Here is a 16,701-nt window from a genome sequence, read left to right as displayed (position 1 = left end):
CTCCCCGCCCCTGACGGAAGGACCTGACATGAGCGCATCCACCCAGATCCGGCCCCGGGCGACGACGCCCGCGGCCCCCGCCCGCCCCGGACAGCGCCGCGCGCGCCTCCGGTCGACCATCACCCGCTGGCTGTTCGTCGTGCCGGCCGCGGTCTTCGTGGCCGTCTTCTTCGGCTACCCCGTCGTCAAGAACGTCCTGATGTCGTTCCAGGACTACACGACGAAGACCTTCTTCACCGGCGAGGCCCCGTGGGTGGGCCTCGGCAACTACGTCTCGGTGTTCAGCAGCTCCGTCTTCACGACGAGCGTCGTCAACACCGCACTCTTCACCGCCGGCTCCATCGTCCTGCAGTTCGTGCTCGGACTCGGGCTCGCCCTGTTCTTCCGGCGGCACTTCCCGCTGTCGGGGTTCCTCCGCGGACTCCTCCTGCTGCCGTGGCTGCTGCCGCTCATCGCGTCGAGCGCGGTGTGGAAGTGGCTCCTCGACCAGGACAGCGGCGCACTGAACCAGCTGCTCGGCGTGGTGGGCATCGGACCGGTGCCGTGGCTGGTCAGCCCGAGCCTGGCGCTCATCGCGGTGATCGGCGTCAACGTCTGGCTCGGCATCCCCTTCAACACGACGATCCTCTACAGCGGGCTGCAGTCGGTCCCGCCGGAGCTCTACGAAGCCGGTGCCCTCGACGGCGCCACGGGGTTCAAGGCCTTCTGGTACATCACCTGGCCGAGCATCCGGAGCGTGGTGAGCGTGGTGATCGTGCTCGGGGTCGTCTACACGTTGAAGGTCGTCGACATCATCCTCGGCCTGACCGGCGGCGGTCCGGCGAACTCGACGCAGACCCTCGCGACGAACGCCTACCACCAGTCCTTCATCAACTTCCAGTTCGGCATCGGAGCCGCCGTGAGCAACGTGCTCATCGTCGTCTCGTTCGTCTTCGCGATGGTCTACATCGCGATCTCCAGGAAGGCGGTCGACGAATGAGCGTCGGACTCGCGAACCAGACCGTCACCGTCACCCGCGCGATCACGACGAAGCGGAGCGCTCGGGCACCCCGCCCACGTCGCACCGCGAAGGGGTTGCCCTTCACGATCCTCGGGATCGTGTTCCTCGCGATCATGATCTTCCCCGTGTACTGGATGGTGAACACGAGCCTCCAGGCCACCTCGGGCGCCGCCACCGCGACCTGGTTCCCGTGGAACCCGACGTTCGCCGGCTACCGGGCGGCGCTCGCGCAGCAGGGGCAGAACTTCGTCTCGAGCATGATCATCGGCCTCGGCACCGTGCTGCTGACGCTCGCGATCGCGACCCCGGCGGCCTACGGGCTGGCACGGTTCCGGATGCCCGGCACGAAGGTGTTCCTCCTCGTGCTGCTCATCACGCAGATGATCCCCGGGATCGTCATCGCGAACGCCCTGTACACGTTGTTCAACAACGTCGGACTCCTCAACAGCTACGTCGGCCTCATCCTCGCCGACAGCGCCGTGCAGGTCCCGTTCGCGATCCTGCTCATGCGGGCGTTCATGGAGTCCATCCCGCCGAGCCTGGTCGAGGCCGCGCTGGTCGACGGAGCGAACGACCTCCGCGCGTTCGTGTCGATCGTGCTGCCGATCAGCCGGAACGCGATCGTCACCGCGGCGCTGTTCACGTTCCTCGGCGCGTGGGGCGACTTCCTCATCGCGCTCACCCTCACCTCGACCGATGCCGTCCGTCCGATCACGCTCGGCATCTACAACTACATCGGATCGAACGTCACCGACTGGGGGCCCGTGATGGCCACGTCGGTCCTCGCCTCGCTGCCGGCGGCCGTGCTCCTCGTCGTCGCCCAGCGCTACATCTCCGCCGGCGCGCTCGGCGGGGCCGTCAAGTGACCGACGGCCCCCACGAGCACCGCGACACCCATCCCAGGAAGGCCCTCACCATGACCACCACCCCGCTGCGCATCACCGTCTGGGGCGAGAACGTCCACGAACAGGTCGAGCAGCACGTCGCCGAGCGGTACCCCGACGGCATGCACGGCGCGATCGCCGACGGCATCCGCGAGAACCTGCCCGACGCCGTCGTCCGCACCGCCACCATGCAGGAGCCCGAGCACGGGCTGAGCGAGGCCGTGCTCGCCGAGACCGACGTCCTGACCTGGTGGGGACACGCCGCCCACGCCGACGTCGACGACGCCGTGGTCGACCGGGTCCACAAGCACGTGCTCGCCGGCATGGGACTCGTCGTCCTGCACTCCGGCCACTGGTCGAAGATCTTCGGCAAGCTCATGGGCACGACCTGCACCCTGCGCTGGCGGAGCGAGCACGACCAGGAGCTCGTCTGGACCGTGAACCCACAGCACCCGATCACACGCGGCGTCCCGAACCCGATCGTCATCCCCGAGCAGGAGATGTACGGCGAGTACTTCGACGTGCCGACCCCGGACGAGCTGGTCTTCATCTCCGGGTTCACCGGCGGCGAGGTCTTCCGGAGCGGCATGACGTACCGTCGCGGCCTCGGGAAGATCTTCTTCTTCTCCCCGGGCGACCAGGACTTCCCCGTCTACCACCACCCGGACGTCCGCCGCGTCGTCGCGAACGGCGCCGAGTGGGCACGACCGGAGCGCGAGCGCGAGCTGCCGACCCTCCGCCGCTACGACCTCGGTGAGTACTTCGAGGGCCAGCACTACCGCGGCCCGTTCGACGACGCCCCCACCGAGGACGGGCACGCGGCGGAGCACGAGCCCGCCGACGCGCACGGGTCCGAGCCGCGGTCCGGCACCACCGCCGAGGCCCGCGCATGACCGACCACGCCCCACTCCGGGTCGTCCAGGTCGGCGCCGGCGGCATGGGCCGCGCCTGGCTCGGCACCGTCGCCGCCGACCCGGACGTCGAGCTCGTCGGCATCGTCGACCTGGACCTCGACGCCGCCCGCTCCGGGGCCGAACTCGCCGGGGCACCGACGATCCCGGTGGGCCGTGACCTGCCCGCACTGCTCGCCGACACCGGGGCCGAGGCCGTCCTCGACATCACGGTGCCCGTCGCCCACCACCCGGTGACGATGGACGCCCTGCACGCGGGCCTGCCCGTGCTCGGCGAGAAGCCCGCCGCACAGACCGTCGCCGAGGCGCTCTCGCTCGCCGCCGCGGCCGAGGCGACGGGGCAGCTCTTCATGGTGTCGCAGTCGCGCCGGTACAACGACCAGCTCGTCGCGTTCCGGCAGCACGTCCGCGCGCTCGGCGGCGTCGGCAGCCTGAACACGCGGTTCGCGAAGGCGCCCCACTTCGGCGGCTTCCGCGAGGAGATGGACGACGTCCTGCTGCTCGACATGGCCATCCACGCGTTCGACTCGGCGCGCTACGTGCTCGAGCGGGACCCGGTGTCCGTGTACTGCGAGTCGTGGAACCCCTCCTGGTCGTGGTACCGCGGCGACGCGAACGCCGCGGCGGTGTTCACGTTCGAGGACGACGTCCGCTACGTCTACGACGGTTCGTGGTGCGCACCGGGTGACGAGACGTCGTGGAACGGCGACTGGCGTGCGTCCGGCGCCGCGGGTTCCGCGACGTGGGACGGCGACCACGACCCGTCGAGCGTCGTCGACGACGCGCCGGGCTCCCCGGAGGCGGCCCCGGGCGTCGGCGCGGAGATCGCGGGGGCGCTCGCATCGTTCGTGCGGGCGGTCCGGTCGGGCAGCACCCCGGACGGCGAGGTGCACGGCAACGTGATGAGCCTCGTGATGGTCGACGCGGCGATCGCGTCCGCCCGGTCCGGACAGCGGGTCGTCATCGACGACGTGCTCGAGCAGGCGCACGCGACGGCGCTCGAGGTCGAGCGTGACGAGGCGGTCCGGGAACGGCTCGCCGCGTGGGGGTCGGTGCGGCAGGCGCTGGCGCCGAACGCGACGGACCGCGCGGCGCTCGCCTGACGCGGACGGCCCCGGTCGCGACCACCGGACGGGAGGCGCGGTGCCAGCTGGCACCGCGCCTCCCGTCCGTCCGTCCGCGACCGCGCGTGCGCGGGGTCAGCGCGGGATGACCGAGAAGAGGAACCTCTTCCGGATCATGTACCAGACGAGCAGGATCAGAGCCGTGTGCGCGGCGAAGCCGATCCAGCCGTTGTACCAGTCGACACCGGGGATCGACGCGATGGCCAGGGCGAAGAAGACCTGCCAGACGAAGACGTACAGGCTGGCCTGACCGATCGGGATCCACAGCCACCCGATCACCGCCGAGATCGGCTTCCAGAACACCGTGAGGATCGCGTAGGACACGATCGCGAAGAACGCGATGTCCACCAGACGACCCCACTGCAGGTCGACCCGCTGGTACGCCGTGTTGTACAGGTCCTCGTACATCGTGGCGGGGAAGGGCACGGGCGTGAACCCGTACTGGTGCGCCGCCCAGACGTACACCAGGAACAGCGCGTACCCGGTGACGCCGATGCCGACGAGCACCTTGCCGAGGCGTCCGGTGAGCGCGGTGATGATCTGCCGTCGGTAGTAGCCGAGCACGAGGCCGTGGGTGAACACGACCTGCCAGATCAGGAGCGGGAACACCCCCTCGAACTGCGCGCCCACCGGCCGGAAGTCCGGGTTGAGCACCTGGAACGCGTAGAGCGCCCAGCTCACGAGCAGCAGCGCCCACCAGAAGCCCCGCTTGATCACCCACATGAACACCGGGATGAAGAGGCTGAGCACGACGAACAGGCCCATGATGTTGAAGGGCCACGGGCCCATCTCGAGCAGCAGGAACTGCCGGATGGCGTACCAGGGCGGCGGGTACGCCAGCAGCTGCATGGCGTTCGGGTAGAGGTCGTACACGCGGCCCTCGGCGTCGACGCCCCCGGTGCCGGTCCCCCGGTCGGTGAAGGTCGTGATCGCGTCGGTGTTCAGGAAGGGCACGAAGCTCAGCGCGAAGACGACCAGGATCACCCCGAGCGTGACGAGGTACTGCTTGCGAGCACGCTTCCACGCACCGACGGCCGCGACCCACTCGCCGAACTTCTTGATGGCGAACGGGTACGTCATGCCGAGCACCATGCCGGACAGGAAGACGAACATCTCGGCTCCGGTGATGGCGCCGGTCGCGTGCAGGGTGATGTACGAGTACGGCCCGCCGATCTCGATGTGCGTGATCACCACCGCCAGGATGATGAAGCCGCGGAACAGGTCGAGGCGGAGGTCGCGACCGGGCTTGCCGTCGTCCGGGTACCGCCAGCTCGGCAGCAGCCGGCCGACGAGCCCGCTCAGCAGGAACGCCGCGGTCAGACCGAAGGCGCACCAGACGATCCACGCCATCTGGTCGCCGCCGGTCTCGTACTCCTGGCTGATGGCGGCGGCGCCGTCCTGCGGGGTGACGCGGTCGGTGACGGGCCCGCCCTCGAACCGGTCCGTCGCCTGCAGGTCGGTGCGGAACGACCCGGCGACACCCGGGACGGCGGTGTTGCGCCAGTCGGCCACCCGGTTGCCGGCCTCGGGCTCGCGACGGTTCGTCTCGAGGAAGGTCACCCCGCGCACCTCGGGCCGGTCCTGCACGGCGGCGAACACCTGTCGCCACCAGGACTGCTTGACCTCGAGCTGGCTGTCGCCGTCGAGCGAGTGGTCGTACAGCGCGCCGGTGTCGAGCAGCAGCGGGCGGTCCTCGCCCCGGGCGAACCGCTCGGTGAAGGTCCCCTCGGGCTGCGGCTCCTGGTAGCCCCAGGTCTCGTCGAAGCGGGCCTCCACCTCGCCTGCCCCAGGTGCCTCGTTCCGGGTGAGCGGGACGTCGCGGCCGGCGGCCTCGGTCGACTTCCCCTTGCCGAAGAAGAACATCGACAGGCCGACCCAGTCGACGCTCGAGGCGCCGGGCCAGTACGGTCCGTACGGGTCGTCGGCCGCGTCGAGTCGCCCGTCGCCGTTCGTGTCGGCCTTGGCCACGTCGACGGCCGAGAGGTCCTCGAGCCGTCCCGCGGACTCGCCGAACGGGTAGCCCGCCCCGTACGACGGCGACCACACCATCGCTGCGTCCGAGTCGCCGGCGTGCACGACGTCGGCGAAAGCGCGGAAGGCGCTGACGTACGCGGTCGGCTGCTGCCCCCACCGGACCCAGGTGCCGTTCATCTGCGGTGCGAAGCGGACGAGCACCTGCGTGTCGTACTGCCCGTGCGCCTGCTCGAACAGGCGGTTCGCGGCGCGCGCGTCGTCACGGGTCAGGGACCCGAGCGACCGCGTCGGGGTGAGCGTCACGACGAGCACGGCGCCCTGCGCGGCGGCGGCGCGGCTCGCGCGGTCGTACTGTTCGCGGGCAGGGCGGTCGAAGGGGTAGTCGAGCTCGACGCCGTACATCGACGGGACGGCGCCCAGGCGGCCGGCGAAGCCGTCCGGCGCGTCCGGGCCCCAGTCGAGGTCGGGCCCGTACCACGCCTTCCCCTGCGCCGGCAGGAGTCCGCCGGAGGGCGGGGCGGTGACCGCCGTCGCCGGCAGGGCCCCACCGAGCACGAGCGTCCCCACGACCACGAGGAACGCGACGGCCTTCGCCAGGGCGCTCCTCACCGGTTGCACGCCAGCGTCCAGATGTTGTGACCGCCGGTGTGCTCGTGCTCGAGCCGGTCGAGCGCGGCGATGGCGAGCGCGAGCCCGCGGCCGCTCTCCTCGTCGACGTCGGCCATCGTGACCGCGGACAGGTCGACGTCCGCCGGGCGTCCGTTGTCGGTGAGCACCGCGAGGAGCTCGGTGTCGGTCATCGAGAGGTCGACCGAGTACCCCCGACCGGCCTCGACGTCGGTGCGACGGGTGTGCTCGACGATGTTCGCGGCGATCTCGGCCAGCGCGGTCTCGAGCGAGAACCGCAGTCGGGGGTCGTCGACGCCCAGGGTGTCCCACCACGCGCCGAACCGGTCCTGGACGACGTCGAGGGACTCGGCGACGGCGGGCACGTCGAAGGTCACGTGGTGGTCGGTCACAGCGGGCCTCCTGCCGTCGAGGACTCGTGCTCGGACTGCACGGTGCCCGGTCCGGGTCCCCGGTAGAGCACCGCGCGGATCACGATGCTGAAGATGAACAGGTCGAAGACGACCCAGGCGGTGTTCACGAGCGGGGCGATGCCCTCGGCCTGTCCGGTGGCGTACCGGATCCCGATCATCACGAGCGCGGCGACGAGCGCCCCCATCGCGTACAACTGCGGCTTGACGAGGTCCCACCGCGGCCGCTGGTCGGACTCCTCGCGGACCTTGGGCGTGACCCGGAAGCCGAGGGGCTTGCCACGGAAGACGTTCTCGAACGCGCTCGTGACGGACTCGATCCACACCGGGAAGAGCGCCAGTGAGTACTGCTGCCCGCGCCAGGTCGGTCTGCCTGCGGCCACGACCCAGAACAGCAGCTGGTTGAGCACGAGGAACGGGATGAGCCGCACGAAGAAGTCGACGCTGTACGCCTGGACCGGCACCACGCCGAACGACAGGCAGAGGACCGGTGCCGCGATGTAGACGATCGCCGCGAAGCCGGACAGGTAGCTCCACATCGTCGAGAAGTACATGAGCCGCTGGCCCCACGACAGGCCCTTCTGCACGAGCGGGTTCTCGCGGAAGAACACCTGCATGGTGCCCTGCGCCCAGCGGAGCCGCTGCACGAGCATGGTCGGCAGGTCCTCCGGTGCCAGGCCCTTCGCCAGGATCTCGTCGTGGTACGCCGACTTCCAGCCGAGGCCGTGCAGGCGCATCGCGGTCGCCATGTCCTCGGTCACCGAGATGGTGGCCAGCGGCATGATCGGCTGTGCCTCGTCGTCGCGGTTGACGTCGAGCGCCCGGGCGAGCACCGCGATGGACTCGATCGCGGCGACCGGCGATGCCTCGCGTCGACCGAGCACGTCGAGCGCCGCGTCGTCGAGCCCGGCGAAGGTGTCCGCCTCGGTCGACATCGCGGCGAGCTCCTGCAGGTCGCGGCGGACCGACTCGAGGTCGGCGGCGGCGAACCGGTACGCGATCGCGTCGATGCCGCGCTGGAAGTCGTAGGTGACGTCGCCGAGCGGCTCACCGCGGTCGATCTGCTCGCGTGCCCGGTCGACGACCTCCTCCGCCCCGTCGAGCGCATCGAGCACCCGCGGGTCGGTCTCGGTCTCCCGTGCCCGGGCGAGCAGCTTCCGAGCGGTCTTGATGGTGCGCTCGACGGACTCCTCGACCTCGCGCACGTAGCGGGTGACGCCGAGCTGCATGAGCGCCTCGCGCCGGAGGATCGCGTTCGACCCGCAGAAGAACGCCGCGTTCCAGCCGTCCTTCGACTGCTGGATCGGACCGTAGAACAGCGGCGCCTGGCTGCCGAGCAGGTCGGCGTCGGGCACGTTCTCGAACCACTGCGGCGTCTGCACGAGCGCCATCGCCGGGTCCTTGAAGTAGCCGAGCGTGCGGTCGAGGATCGCCGGCTCCGGCACCTGGTCGGCGTCGAGGATGAGCAGGAACTCGCCCTGCGTCGCCAGCAGCGCGTTGTTGAGGTTGCCGGCCTTGGCGTGCCGCGGGCGGTCCACCCAGTCGGCCCCGCGGGTGATGACACCGATGCCGAGCGACTCGGCGGCGGCACGCATCTCGGGGCGGTTGCCGTCGTCGAGGATCCACGTGGTGTGCGGGTGCGTGATCGCCTTCGCCGCTCGCGCGGTCCGGACGACCAGGTCGACCGGTTCGTTGTAGGTGGTGATGAAGACGTCGACGGTGACGTCCCCGTCGGGCTTCGTCGGCGGCTCCCCCCGCTCGCGGATGCGCCAGGCCCCGAACGCGAAGAGGAGCGAGTCGATGACGCTGTAGGTCTCGGCCAGGATGAGCGGCACCGCGATCCACCACGAGTGCCAGTTCACCGACGCTGCCCAGCGCCACACGACGTAGTTCACGCCCGCGATCGACGCGAGCAGCGCGACGGTGCGCACGGTCGCGAGCCGTCGGGGCGAGGTGCCGGTGGTGAGTCGGCGACGATCCTGACGGCTGACGTCGATCGCGGTCATCGGCGTCCTTCCCTGCTGCAGCCGGACAGCGCTGGTGAGTGCGCTGCGTACCAGCCTGTCTACCGCAGGGGCAGCCCGTCTGTCAGCCCGCAGCCCCGATCTGGGGAGCAGATCGACCCCGCACGGTCCGATCGAGACCGAGGTCGTGCGCCAGGCGGACGACGACCTCGTCGAAGTAGGCCTCCGGGTCGGACACCGATCCGACCGCGTGCCCGAAGAGCTCGAAGGACAGGACCCCGAACACCGTCGTCCAGGCGATCAGGGTCCGCAGGACCACTTCGGGTGCGGGGTCGTCGTGGAAGCCGCGCGCCGTCGTGTAAACGACGGCGTCGGCGACGGCGGCGGCCGTCCCGGGTCGTGTGCCCTGGGACGGGCCGGCACCGAGCCTCCAGTCCGGGGGCAGGTCGGACCCGGCGACGTCCGCCCACGCGTCGGTGACCACGCGGACGAGCACGTGGGTCGTGCGGGACGCGGGCTCGATCGTGTCCTGGGGCGCGACGTAATCCGGCACCGGCGAGCCGTAGAGCAACGCGAAGTCGCCGGGGTGTCCGACCGCCCACTGCCGGACCGCCCGACACGCGGCGACCCAGCGACCGACGTGGTCGTCGCGGTCGACGGGGGCCTCGGCGGTCTCGACCGCGGCGCCGAGCTCGTCGTAGTCGAGCACGAGGAGTGCGGTGAGCAGGTCGTCGCGGCTCGGGAAGTACCGGTAGACCGCGGACGAGACCATGCCCACGTCACGGGCCACGGCGCGCAGGCTGAGCTGCGCCGGGCCCTCCTGGGTCAGGCGGGCACGCGCCGCGGCCAGGATGCTCGCGTGCACGGCCTCGCGTGCCAGGGACCGGGCGGTCGGGGCCTTCTCCACCATCGTTCCAGCCTGCCACGGGAGAGCAGTGCACACAATCGAGAGCACCGCTCTTGCAATCGGGTCGCGGACACTGCATCATGACTTCCGAGAGCACCGCTCTCCCAATCGCCCAGGAGGAACCATGTCCCGTCACCACGTCGTCGTCGGCGCCGGCCCCGTCGGCCGCCACACCGCAGCCCTGCTGTCCGGACGGGGTGACGAGGTCGTCGTCGTGACCCGCTCCGGGCGCGACACCGGCCTGGCCGGCGTCCGGCACGTCGCGCTCGACGCCGCCGACGCCGACGCCCTCACGGCCGTGACCGAGGGCGCAGCGGCGCTGCACAACTGCGCGAACCCCGGCGACTACACGCAGTGGGAGCGCGTCTGGCCGCCGCTCGCGACCGCGCTGCTCACCACCGCCGAGCGGACGGGCGCCGTCTACGCGATCACCGGCAACCTCTACCCGTACGGACCCGTCGACGGTCCGATGCACGAGGGACTGCCCGACGCGGCGACCGACCACAAGGGCGTCCTGCGCGCACGGATGTGGGCGGACGCCCTGGCCGCGCACCGCGCAGGGCGGATCCGTGCGGTGGAGGTCCGCGGTGCGGACTACGTCGGCCCGGGCACCGGGCAGAACGGGCACGTCTCGCGCGTGCTCCCGGCCGCCCTCCGAGGGAAGGCGGTCACCGTGATCGGCCGGTCCGACCAACCGCACTCGTACACGGACGTCGGCGACGTCGCCCGACTGCTCGTCGCGGCCGTCGACGACGAGCAGGCGCACGGCAGGACCTGGATCGTGCCGACCAACGCTCCACGCACCCAGGAGCAGGTCCTGACCGAGGTGCTCCGCTCGGCGGGCCGCCCCGCGGTGCGGGTGCGGTCCCTGCCGATCGGGCTGCTCCGCGCCACCGGGGTGGTCGTGCCCTTCATGCGCGAGGTCGCACAGCTCGGGTACCAGTGGACCGCGCCCTACGTCGTCGACGACCGGGCCGCCCGTGCGCACTTCGGCATGGAGCCGACGCCGTGGGACGAGGTCTGCCGCCGCACCGTGGACGGGCTCACGGCCTGAGCGGGACGGACGGGAGGCGCGGCGCGCCCCGCGACGCGCCGCCGTCGTGCAGCCACGCCGCCTCGGCGACGCGACCGGTCCGGCCCCTCCGGTCAGATGACGAGCAGTGTCGGGTACCACCCGGTGGCGAGCTGCTGCGCCGGACCACCGTCCGCCGACAGCCGCCAGAGGCCGGGCGTCGCGCCGGACCCGACCGCGAGGAACAGGTCGCCCTCGGCGTCTGCCGCGCCGATGTGGACCCCGCGACCCGGGGACGCCACGCCGCTCGTCGTCTGCTCCGTGGTCCCCCCGGCGGCGTCGCGCGTGACCAGGTCGGCCAGGGTCTTGTCGACACCGCAACCGCCGGGTCGGTTCTCCGCGGGTGCGGCGCACCACTCGGCCGACTGCGCGAGCACGAAGGACCGGTCGTTGACGGCGGCGTGGTCGAACGCCAGGCGGGGCGAGGCGCGCACGAGCGCGCTCGAGCCGGCGGGCAAGGCCCACCACGTCGTCGCGCCGGAGGCCCCCGTCGTCCAGTAGTCGAGGTAGAGCGTGCCGCTGCCGTCCGCCAGGAGCGCCGAGAACCCGGCGTGGCTCGGCTGGTCCACGGTGCGGGTCGTGCGGACACCGTCGGCGCGCACGGTCGTGACCGTCGCGGTGGGCGCCTGCGGCGACGTCGTCGAGAAGACGGCGACCGTGCCGTCGCGGCCGACCGCCCAGTCCACGCCGGACGACGGCAGCACGACCACGGGTGCACCGCCGGTCACGGGGAGCTTCGTGATCGCCCCGGAGACCGAGTCGACCCAGTACAGGTTGCCGGCGACGTCGGAGCGGAGGTCGGCCGTCAGGCGCAGCCCGGACGCGATCGTCCGAGCAGGACCGCCGTGCGCCGGGTGCATCGTGATAGCCGAGCGGTCGGCGGACGGCACGAAGACGTCGCCGAGGTCGTCGGCCGTGAAGCCCTCGCCGCCGGTCGGCACGACGACACGTCCGGCGCCGCGACCCGTCGTCGGGAAGCGCAGGACGGCGCCGGACTCGTCGAGGGCGAAGAGCGACTGCACGGTCGCCACGGACACCGGCGCCGTGTAGCGCACGGTGACGGCCGGACCGGTGCGCTTCGCGCCCACGGCACGGACGGCGAAGCGGTACTCGGTGCCGGGCGTCAGGTGACCGAACCGGTCGGACCGCGCCGACGCGGGCAGCCGGTCGACGCCGCGGTCCGGCTGGTCCTCGGCCGGGGTGATCGCGACCTTCCACCCCGTGATCCTCGCGCCCGAGCGGGGCGCGCCCCAGGTCACGATCGCGCCGTCGGCGGACCCGGCCACCCGGACCGCGGTCGGCGCTCCCGGCACCGCGCCCCGCTTCGTCGGTGCAGCGGTCGCCGGGGAGACGCCCCCGACCACCAGGGCCACGGCCACGAGTGCGGTCAGTACGGCTCGGAACACGGTGGGCCCCCGTCCTCGGGGCGGTTCGTCGAACCGCGCTGGGGACAGCGAAGCACCGGCGGACGCGGCGCGCCGAGCGGCACCGCGGATCGTGCGGGACCGGTGCGGGACCCCGCAACCGCGAGGGCCGGCGTCAGCGGTGGCGGGGCTTCCGGAACTGGCGGTCGTCCCCGTCGTCGTCGCGGCGCGGACGGTCGTCACGACGGGGCCCGCGCGGACCACGGTCGTCGCGGTCGTACCGGCGCGCTCCACCGCGGCGGTCGGGCTTGATCTCGATGAGCTTCCCGCTGATCCGGGTGTCCGACAGCCGGTCGAGCACGCCCGGGTCCATGTCCTCGGGCAGTTCGACGATGGAGAAGTCGGGGCGGATCTGGATCGCGCCGAAGTCGTCCCGGCGCAGGCCGCCCTCGTTCGCGAGGGCGCCGACGATCTGACGCGGTTCGACGCGCTGACGTCGCCCGACCTCGATGCGGTACGCGGTCATCGGCTGCGAGCGACGCGGACCACGGTCCTCGCGGCCGCCGCGGTCGTCGTCGCGGTCACGACGCTCACCCCGACGCCCGTCGCGCTCGACCTGGTTGCGGAGCTGGTCGTCCGCGGGGTCGAGGAGCAGCGGCGAGTCCCCCTGCGCCACGACGGCGAGCGCCGCGGAGACGTCCTCGGCCGGCACGTCGTGGTTCCGGACGTAGTGCGCGATGACCTCACGGAACTTCTCGATGCGGTCCTGCTGCTCGAGCGCCGCGGTGATCGCGTCGTCGAAGCGGGTCAGGCGCGTCTCGTTCACGTCGTCGATCGTCGGCAGCTGCATCTGCGTCAGCGGCTGCTTGGTGTGGCGCTCGATCGCCGAGAGCAGGCGGCGCTCACGCGGGGTGACGAAGCTGATGGAGTCGCCCTTGCGGCCCGCGCGGCCGGTGCGGCCGATGCGGTGCACGTAGGACTCGATGTCGACGGGGATGTCGAAGTTCACGACGTGCGTGATCCGGTCGACGTCCAGGCCGCGGGCGGCGACGTCGGTCGCGACGAGGATGTCGAGCTTGCCGGACTTCAGCTGGTTCACCGTCCGCTCGCGCTGGGCCTGCGCGACGTCACCGCTGATGGCCGCAGCGGCGTAGCCGCGGGCGCGGAGCTTCTCGGCCAGCGTCTCGGTCTCGCTCTTCGTGCGGACGAAGATGATCATGCCCTCGAAGTCCTCGACCTCGAGGATCCGGGTGAGGGCGTCGACCTTCTGCGGGTACGACACCATGAGGTAGCGCTGCGTGATGTTCGCGGCGGTCTTCGTCTTCGTCTTGACCGTGATCTCGGACGGGTCGGTCAGGTACTGCTGCGAGATGCGGCGGATCTGCGCGGGCATCGTGGCCGAGAACAGCGCGACCTGCTTGTCGTCCGGGGTCTCGGCGAGGATCGTCTCGACGTCCTCGGCGAAGCCCATCTTGAGCATCTCGTCGGCCTCGTCGAGCACGAGGTACTTCAGCTCGGACAGGTCGAGCGTGCCCTTCGCGATGTGGTCCATGATGCGACCGGGCGTGCCGACGACGACGTCGACGCCGCGGCGCAGTGCGGACAGCTGCACGCCGTACGCCTGGCCGCCGTAGACCGGCAGGACGTGCACGTGCTTCATGTGCGACGCGAACTGCTCGAACGCCTCGCAGACCTGGAGCGCGAGCTCGCGGGTCGGCGACAGCACGAGGGCCTGCGGCACCTTGCTGCCCGACTCCATGCGGGACAGGATCGGCAGCGCGAACGCCGCGGTCTTGCCGGTACCCGTCTGCGCGAGGCCGACGACGTCGCGCCCCTCGAGCAGCGTCGGGATCGTGGCCTCCTGGATCGCGGAGGGGGTCTCGTAGCCGATGTCCCTGACGGCCTTGAGCACCGGGTCGCTCAGGCCGAGGTCGGCGAAGGTCACCACGGGCCCCTCGTCGGTGGTCTCGGTGGTGGTGGCGGTGTCCGTGCTCATGCGGAAACGGTATCTCGGATGGCGCGCGCGTGCTGACGCGTGGTGGCGGACGGGAGGCGCGTGGCCAGCCCGCCACGTGCCTCCAGGCCGTCCCGTCGAGCGCGGGAACTAGTTGCAGTGTGGAACCAATCGAGGTATCGTTGCGCGGTCTGCAAAATTACACAGTACGAAAAAGGAGTTCGATGACCGCCACCGCACCCGTCCCGGTGCAGCCCGGCCGCCACGCCGCCGGGCCCGACGCGGCGGCCGGAGCGACCGGCGCACCCGCGCCCGGAGCCCCCGGCCAGCAGCCGCTCATGACGCACCGCCAGATCCTCCTCGTGATCTACGGCCTGATGGCGGGCATGTTCCTGTCGTCCCTCGGCCAGACGGTGTTCGGTACGGCCATCCGCACCATCGGCGACGACCTGCACGGTCTCGACCAGCAGGCCTGGGTGACCACCGCCTACCTGATCACCTCGACGATCGCGACGCCGATCTACGGCAAGCTCTCCGACATCTTCGGGCGTCGTCCGCTCTACATCTTCGGCATCGTCGTGTTCATCCTCGGCGCCGTGCTGTCCTCGATGTCCACCTCGATGCTCATGCTCGCGGCCTTCCGCGCCGTGCAGGGCGTCGGCGCCGGCGCGCTCATGTCGCTGCCGCTCGCGATCATGGGCGACATCCTCGCGCCGCGTGAGCGCGCGAAGTACCAGGGGTACTTCCTCGCCGTCTTCGGCATCTCGTCGGTCATCGGCCCGCTCATCGGCGGTCTGCTCGCCGGCTCCTCCGAGATCCTCTGGATCACCGGCTGGCGCTGGGTGCTCCTCATCAACGTGCCGATCGGCATCGCCGCGCTCATCATGGTCATCGTCTTCCTGCACCTGCCGAAGGTGCACGGCACGGGCGACAAGCCGAAGGTCGACTGGTGGGGCGCCACGGCGGTCATCGTCACGCTCGTCCCGCTGCTGCTGGTCGCCGAACAGGGCCGCACCTGGGGCTGGGACTCCCCCGCCGCCATCGCCTGCTACGTGATCGGTGCCGCGGGTCTCGTGGCCCTGCTGCTCATCGAGTCGAAGATGGGCGACGCGGCGATCATCCCGCTCGGGCTCTTCCGCTCCGGCACGTTCTCGATGGCGACGGTCATCGGCTTCCTGGTCGGCTTCGCGATGTTCGGCGCCATGCTGACCATCCCGCTCTACCTGCAGATCGTCGTCGGCCTGACCCCCACCGAGTCCGGCTTCGCCACGCTGCCGCTCGTCGGCGGCCTGATGATCGCGTCGATCGTCTCGGGGCAGATCGTCGCCCGCGTCGGCCGCTACCGGATCTTCCCGGTCATCGGCACCTTCCTGGTGTCCACCGGCTACGTCGTCCTGACCTTCATGACCATCGACAAGCCGCTCTGGTTCCTCATGATCGGCATGTTCCTCATCGGTCTCGGGCTCGGTTCGGTCATGCAGTCGCTGACCCTGGCCTCACAGGGCTCGGTCGAGGCGCGTGACATGGGTGTGGCCACCTCGTCGGCCACGTTCTTCCGCCAGATCGGCGGCACGCTCGGCACCGCCGTGCTCCTGTCGATCCTGTTCTCGGTCATGCCGAACAACATCCTGTCCGCGACCGCGAACCAGGCCGACCTCAAGCCCGCGCTCTCCGCGGCGCTCGACCCGGCGGTCGCGAGCAAGGCGGCGAACCAGGGTGCGATCGACCAGATCTGGGCCCCGATCACCACGCCGCTGCAGCAGACCGTCCAGTCGCAGCTCGACGACGCCTCGGCGCAGGCGAAGCAGGCCGCGGACCAGGCCGTCACGCAGCAGGTCACCGCGGCCGTGCAGCAGCAGGTCGCCGCCGGTGCCGTGCCCGCAGCCGCGGCGCAGGGCATCATCGACCAGCAGGTCGCAGCGGCCACCCCGGCTGCCGAGTCCGCTGCCCTCGACGCCGTGGCTGACGAGGCGCACGCGAGCGTGCAGGACGGCACCGTGTCCGTCGACTGGTCGGACGCCGCGCAGCGCTCGTACTGGGTCGACCAGCTGACGCCGGAGCTCGCGGAGCAGATCGAGGACGGCAGCGGCTCGGGTTCGGCTGCGACGAGCACGAACGACACCTCGTTCCTGACCGGCGCCGACAGCCGCCTCACCCGGCCCTTCATGGCGGGCTTCAACGCCTCGTCCGTGACGATCTACTGGGTCGGTCTCGGCGTGATCCTGCTCGCGTTCGTGCTCACGTGGTTCTTCCGCGTGCCGCCGCTGCGCCAGCGTTCGGCACTGCAGGAGCAGCACGACGCCGCCAACGGGTCGTCCTCGTCCTCCGACGAGGCGTCCCCCGAGGCCGAGCTCGAGGCCCGCGCCGGACTCGCCGCGGCCGAGGCCGGATCGTTCACCGGGCCGATGACCGGCTCCACGCCGACCCAGCGTCGGTGACCCCCGGGTCGCCCGCGTCCCTCACCGGACGCGGGCGGCCCTCCCCCGCCGGCCCCACCGGCAGACCCGGGC

Annotated in this window: 12 protein-coding genes; 6 read left to right on the top strand and 6 right to left on the bottom strand. The window is 71.3% G+C overall.

The window, feature by feature from the left end:
• The first annotated feature begins 28 nt into the window (after nt 1–28).
• The 4 genes from DEJ23_RS09110 to DEJ23_RS09095 are packed head-to-tail and all read left to right on the top strand — an operon-like array spanning nt 29 to nt 3,898.
• Nucleotides 29–979: a carbohydrate ABC transporter permease gene (locus DEJ23_RS09110; RefSeq protein ID WP_258375395.1), complete on the top strand. Its 951-nt coding sequence runs from the start codon at nt 29–31 to the stop codon at nt 977–979.
• Nucleotides 976–1,866 carry a carbohydrate ABC transporter permease gene (locus DEJ23_RS09105; RefSeq protein ID WP_111239949.1) on the top strand — a complete coding sequence of 297 codons (891 nt, stop codon included), beginning with the start codon at nt 976–978 and terminating at the stop codon, nt 1,864–1,866. The genes DEJ23_RS09110 and DEJ23_RS09105 overlap by 4 nt, the downstream gene beginning before the upstream one ends.
• Nucleotides 1,867–1,916: 50 nt before the next feature.
• Nucleotides 1,917–2,777, top strand: coding sequence for a ThuA domain-containing protein (locus tag DEJ23_RS09100; RefSeq protein WP_258375394.1), 861 nt, complete (start codon nt 1,917–1,919; stop codon nt 2,775–2,777).
• On the top strand, nt 2,774–3,898 hold the full coding sequence (locus tag DEJ23_RS09095; RefSeq protein ID WP_111239948.1) for a Gfo/Idh/MocA family protein: 1,125 nt from the start codon (nt 2,774–2,776) through the stop codon (nt 3,896–3,898). The genes DEJ23_RS09100 and DEJ23_RS09095 overlap by 4 nt, the downstream gene beginning before the upstream one ends.
• Before the next feature lie 96 nt (nt 3,899–3,994).
• Here DEJ23_RS09095 and opgC read toward each other — a convergent pair whose 3' ends face one another.
• From opgC to DEJ23_RS09075, 4 genes are all read right to left on the bottom strand, one after another.
• Complete coding sequence (gene opgC / locus DEJ23_RS09090) at nt 3,995–6,511, bottom strand: OpgC domain-containing protein (protein WP_146240244.1); 2,517 nt, start codon at nt 6,509–6,511, stop codon at nt 3,995–3,997.
• Complete coding sequence (locus tag DEJ23_RS15685) at nt 6,499–6,912, bottom strand: ATP-binding protein (RefSeq protein ID WP_111239946.1); 414 nt, start codon at nt 6,910–6,912, stop codon at nt 6,499–6,501. The genes opgC and DEJ23_RS15685 overlap by 13 nt, the downstream gene beginning before the upstream one ends.
• Entirely contained in the window at nt 6,909–8,936 is a 2,028-nt protein-coding gene (locus DEJ23_RS09080) for a glycosyltransferase (protein WP_111239945.1), read from the bottom strand. The genes DEJ23_RS15685 and DEJ23_RS09080 overlap by 4 nt, the downstream gene beginning before the upstream one ends.
• An 82-nt stretch (nt 8,937–9,018) precedes the next feature.
• On the bottom strand, nt 9,019–9,804 hold the full coding sequence (locus DEJ23_RS09075) for a TetR/AcrR family transcriptional regulator (RefSeq protein ID WP_111239944.1): 786 nt from the start codon (nt 9,802–9,804) through the stop codon (nt 9,019–9,021).
• Between the two features lie 121 nt (nt 9,805–9,925).
• On the opposite strand from DEJ23_RS09075, the gene DEJ23_RS09070 reads away from it, so the two are divergent.
• Nucleotides 9,926–10,855: an NAD-dependent epimerase/dehydratase family protein gene (locus DEJ23_RS09070; protein WP_111239943.1), complete on the top strand. Its 930-nt coding sequence runs from the start codon at nt 9,926–9,928 to the stop codon at nt 10,853–10,855.
• 92 nt (nt 10,856–10,947) lie between these two features.
• Here the strand turns inward: DEJ23_RS09070 and DEJ23_RS09065 are convergent, their stop codons facing one another.
• Nucleotides 10,948–12,279, bottom strand: a complete 1,332-nt coding sequence (locus tag DEJ23_RS09065) for a fibronectin type III domain-containing protein (protein WP_181429195.1) — start codon at nt 12,277–12,279, stop codon at nt 10,948–10,950.
• Between the two features lie 133 nt (nt 12,280–12,412).
• Entirely contained in the window at nt 12,413–14,233 is a 1,821-nt protein-coding gene (locus tag DEJ23_RS09060) for a DEAD/DEAH box helicase (protein ID WP_111239941.1), read from the bottom strand.
• 182 nt (nt 14,234–14,415) lie between these two features.
• Between DEJ23_RS09060 and DEJ23_RS09055 the strand changes: the two genes are divergently transcribed.
• Entirely contained in the window at nt 14,416–16,629 is a 2,214-nt protein-coding gene (locus DEJ23_RS09055; RefSeq protein ID WP_111239940.1) for an MDR family MFS transporter, read from the top strand.
• Nucleotides 16,630–16,701 lie beyond the last annotated feature (72 nt).

The organism is Curtobacterium sp. MCSS17_008 (genome assembly GCF_003234185.1).
In the GTDB taxonomy this organism is placed as follows: domain Bacteria; phylum Actinomycetota; class Actinomycetes; order Actinomycetales; family Microbacteriaceae; genus Curtobacterium.
Note: the sequence above shows the minus strand (reverse complement) of the source record. Positions and strands in the feature narration are given on the sequence as shown.

What these genes read in the sequence shown, in the direction of transcription:
- DEJ23_RS09095 (WP_111239948.1), top strand. Translation starts at nt 2,774, where the DNA reads ATGACCGACCACGCCCCACTCCGGGTCGTCCAGGTCGGCGCCGGCGGC.
- DEJ23_RS09100 (WP_258375394.1), top strand. Translation starts at nt 1,917, where the DNA reads ATGACCACCACCCCGCTGCGCATCACCGTCTGGGGCGAGAACGTCCAC.
- DEJ23_RS09060 (WP_111239941.1), bottom strand. Translation starts at nt 14,233, where the DNA reads ATGAGCACGGACACCGCCACCACCACCGAGACCACCGACGAGGGGCCC.
- DEJ23_RS09080 (WP_111239945.1), bottom strand. Translation starts at nt 8,936, where the DNA reads ATGACCGCGATCGACGTCAGCCGTCAGGATCGTCGCCGACTCACCACC.
- DEJ23_RS09075 (WP_111239944.1), bottom strand. Translation starts at nt 9,804, where the DNA reads ATGGTGGAGAAGGCCCCGACCGCCCGGTCCCTGGCACGCGAGGCCGTG.
- DEJ23_RS09105 (WP_111239949.1), top strand. Translation starts at nt 976, where the DNA reads ATGAGCGTCGGACTCGCGAACCAGACCGTCACCGTCACCCGCGCGATC.
- DEJ23_RS09055 (WP_111239940.1), top strand. Translation starts at nt 14,416, where the DNA reads ATGACCGCCACCGCACCCGTCCCGGTGCAGCCCGGCCGCCACGCCGCC.
- DEJ23_RS09070 (WP_111239943.1), top strand. Translation starts at nt 9,926, where the DNA reads ATGTCCCGTCACCACGTCGTCGTCGGCGCCGGCCCCGTCGGCCGCCAC.
- DEJ23_RS09110 (WP_258375395.1), top strand. Translation starts at nt 29, where the DNA reads ATGAGCGCATCCACCCAGATCCGGCCCCGGGCGACGACGCCCGCGGCC.